Here is a 3,478-nt window from a genome sequence, read left to right on the forward strand (position 1 = left end):
GGTGCGGGTGGTGTGTGGTTGATCGCGCAGTTCCTCGCGCCCCTGAAGGGCGACTAACTACCCTCTGAGCAGGGCGCATGTCGGATGAGCGGGCGCCCCATGGGTGGGCAAAGGTGATCTGCCTGTGAGGCAAGGGACGCTCAAATCGGGGCCAATTAGTCGACAGGTCTGCTGCCATCGGTCCGGCTGAGGAGTCCACTGGGTCGCGGGGGCGGAATCGTCCTCACGCCACAGCGGAACAGGAGCTGGCATGAGTGAGATCACAGGGCAGACCGGGCTCCGCGCCGGTGCGAGTGCCGTCGTCAACGAGTCGTACTCCTTCGCCTGCATGCGCTGCGGATACGGCTGGGAGCAGTCGTACGAGATAGAGCACCACACGGACGCCGCCGGGCACGAGTTCGTCCTCTACGTGGCGGACGGCGAGGTCGTGCCCTCCCCGTTGAGCAAGCCCACGTGCCAGAACTGCGACGGACACGTCGTGCGGATCATGCGGCCCGGGCGGGTCGAGTCGGCGCGCAACGCGGCGCACCGGCCCCACCGCGTACCGCCGCAGGCCGGCCCCGTGCAGGCCCCGGCGGCGGACGCCGAGGCCGAGGGCACGGGCGAGCAGGAACAGCGCGAGGACCACCACTGGCATCTGTCCGACCTGCTGCACCCCTTCCAGCGCAAGGCGAGCTGACCCGTCCGGCTCCCCTTGTCGACGCCCTCCCCGCTCCTCCCCCGCCGGGGAGGGCGTCGTCCTTCCGTAGGATCGGGGCATGCCTTCGAACGACTCCGGCAAGCACGCCGCGCCCCCGCTCCCGGAACCCCTCCGGGTGCCGGTCGCCGACTCCCACACCCACCTGGACATGCAGTCCGGCACGGTCGAGGAGGCGCTGGCGAAGGCGGCGTCCGTCGGAGTGACGACCGTCGTGCAGGTCGGCTGCGACCTCAAGGGATCCCGCTGGGCGGCCGAGACGGCGGCCACGTACGACGCCGTCCACGCGACGGTCGCCCTGCATCCGAACGAGGCGCCCCGGATCGTCCACGGAGACCCCGACGGCTGGTCGCGGCAGGGCGCGCGCGAACCCGGAGGCGAGGCCGCCCTGGACGAGGCGCTCGCCGAGATCGACCGGCTGGCCGCGCTGGAACAGGTCAAGGGCGTCGGTGAGACGGGCCTCGACTACTTCCGCACCGGGCCCGAGGGCAAGGAGGCGCAGGAGCGGTCCTTCCGCGCCCACATCGAGATCGCCAAGCGGCACGGCAAGGCCCTGGTCATCCACGACCGCGAGGCCCACGCCGACGTCCTGCGCGTGCTGAAGGAGGAGGGCGCCCCCGAGCGGACCGTCTTCCACTGCTACTCCGGCGACGCCGAGATGGCGGAGATCTGCGCGAGCGCCGGCTACTTCATGTCCTTCGCCGGCAATGTCACCTTCAAGAACGCCCAGAACCTGCGGGACGCGGTGGCGGTGGCCCCGCCGGAGCTGCTGCTCGTGGAGACGGACGCGCCCTTCCTCACGCCGGTGCCGTACCGCGGGCGGCCCAACGCCCCCTACCTCGTGCCGATCACGGTGCGGGCCATGGCCGAGGTGCGCGGCATCGACGAGGACACGCTGGCGGCGGCTCTCGCGGAGAACACGGCGCGCGCGTTCGGCTACTGACCTTCCCGCCCGCTTGACCGCACGACTGTGCGTAGTCGCGTCGCTTTGGAGAGTGACGACCGCTCCGCTAGGTTCTGGGGGCCCGATCCGGACCCCTCTGGACCCCCTCCGGCCCCTGGAGCGTGTCGGCGTGAGCAACTCGCGGTACGAGACCTACGAGACGTACAAGACGTACGACACTTACGAGGCGCACACGGCCTACGAGACGTACGGCCCGGCCTGCGCGGACCCGCTGTACGGCGGTTTCGACGCGCCGCCCGGCGATCGGCAGCGCGCTGGAACGCTCGGGTACCAGGACACCTACCGGCCCGCCTACGAGGTGCCGCCCCCGCGCACCTCGCGCGCGGAAGCGCGCGCCGAAGCCCGTGCCGCCGCGCGCACCGGCTCGCACCGGCGGTCCGCGCGCCGGCGCAAGACGCGGTACGCCGAGCGGCCGGGCGACGGCTCCATGCGGCGGCTGCTCCCGCAGGCCCTCGTCGTCGCCTTCCTGGCCGGCGGCACCACCGCGTTCGTCGCCAAGGACAAGGCGATCGAGCTGAACGTCGACGGCAAGGCGCGCACGCTGCACACCTTCGCCGACGACGTCACCGAGCTGCTGGCGGAGGAGGGCGTCGACATCGGCGCCCACGACGTGGTGGCGCCCCGCCCCGGCACGGAGATCACCAGCGGCGACCAGGTCGCCGTGCACTACGGCCGCCCCGTGCGGCTCACCCTCGACGGCCGGCGGAGCCAGGTGTGGACGACGGCGCACACCGTGGAGGGGGCGCTGCGGCAGCTGGGGGTACGACAGGAGGGCGCGTACGTGTCCACCTCGCGCGCCCGGCGTATCGGGCGGGAAGGGCTCGCGCTGGACGTGCGGACCGAGCGCACGGTCACGATCATGGCGGACGGCCGGGCCCGCACCGTCCGCACCAACGCGGCGACCGTGCGGGAGGTCGTCGAGGAGGCCGGGATCACCCTGCGCGGCCAGGACACCACGTCGGTCCCGCAGGGGAGCTTCCCGCGCGACGGGCAGACCGTCACGGTGCTGCGGATCACCGGCGGCAGGGAGGTCCGCGAGGAGGCGATCCCGTTCCAGGTGCGGCGGGCCGACGACCCGGCCCTGTTCCGCGGCACGGAGGTCGTCGAGGAGGCGGGCCGGCCCGGTCTGCGCCGGATCACCTACTCCCTGCGCACCGTCAACGGGGTCAGGCAGAAGCCGCGCCGGATCAGGTCCGAGGTGGTGCGCGAACCGCTCCCGCAGCTGGTGAAGGTCGGCACCAAGCCGCTCCCGGAGTCCGTGCAGGGCGCCGACCACCTCGACTGGCAGGGCCTCGCGGCCTGCGAGTCCGGCGGCCGCCCCGACGCGGTCGACTCGTCGGGCACCTACGGCGGCCTGTACCAGTTCGACACGCACACCTGGCAGTCCCTCGGCGGCAAGGGCCGCCCCCAGGACGCCCCGGCGGCGGAACAGACGTACCGAGCGAAGAAGCTGTATGTCCGGCGGGGGGCAAGCCCATGGCCCCACTGCGGAGGCCGCTTGCACGGCTAGGCGTGAACCGCGGGCATGCGTGCCTCCCCCAGTGCCTTAAGGGCCTGGGAGGTACCCCCAGGGCGGCACGGGTGGGCGCAGCGGCACCCCGCTCCGCCGGGTTGCGCAACGCCCCGCCCCCAGCACGGACGCCGAGCAGCACCTACAGAAACGCCAGACTCACGATCCCGTACGAAGCCGCGGCCACGATCGCCGCAGCCGGCATCGTGATGAACCACCCCAGGATGATGTTCTTGGCGACACCCCACCGCACGGCGTTCACCCGCTTCGTCGCCCCGACCCCCATGATCGCCGAGGTGATGACATG

At 72.4% G+C, this 3,478-nt stretch carries 4 protein-coding genes; 3 read left to right on the top strand and 1 reads right to left on the bottom strand.

Annotation, left to right across the window (positions count from 1 at the left end; all coding sequences use genetic code 11):
• The first annotated feature begins 250 nt into the window (after nt 1-250).
• The 3 genes from CCL05_RS07685 (at nt 251) to CCL05_RS07695 (ending at nt 3,171) form a co-directional block, all read left to right on the top strand.
• A complete protein-coding gene (locus CCL05_RS07685; RefSeq protein WP_086559729.1) occupies nt 251-679 on the top strand; it encodes a hypothetical protein in 429 nt (142 codons plus the stop codon).
• A gap of 79 nt (nt 680-758) precedes the next feature.
• Entirely contained in the window at nt 759-1,640 is an 882-nt protein-coding gene (locus CCL05_RS07690; protein ID WP_086559730.1) for a TatD family hydrolase, read from the top strand.
• Nucleotides 1,641-1,770: 130 nt separating this feature from the next.
• Nucleotides 1,771-3,171, top strand: a complete 1,401-nt coding sequence (locus CCL05_RS07695) for a resuscitation-promoting factor (RefSeq protein ID WP_086559731.1) — start codon at nt 1,771-1,773, stop codon at nt 3,169-3,171.
• Nucleotides 3,172-3,313: 142 nt separating this feature from the next.
• On the opposite strand, the gene CCL05_RS07700 is transcribed toward CCL05_RS07695, so the two are convergent.
• Nucleotides 3,314-3,478, bottom strand: a 165-nt coding sequence (locus CCL05_RS07700) for an inorganic phosphate transporter (protein WP_143589828.1), incomplete at its 5' end; no start/stop codon positions are given.

The organism is Streptomyces africanus (assembly GCF_002150735.1).
In the GTDB taxonomy this organism is placed as follows: domain Bacteria; phylum Actinomycetota; class Actinomycetes; order Streptomycetales; family Streptomycetaceae; genus Streptomyces; species Streptomyces africanus.

Bases quoted from the DNA above. Each gene is read 5' to 3' on its own strand.
- CCL05_RS07685 (WP_086559729.1), top strand. From the start codon at position 251: ATGAGTGAGATCACAGGGCAGACCGGGCTCCGCGCCGGTGCGAGTGCC.
- CCL05_RS07690 (WP_086559730.1), top strand. From the start codon at position 759: ATGCCTTCGAACGACTCCGGCAAGCACGCCGCGCCCCCGCTCCCGGAA.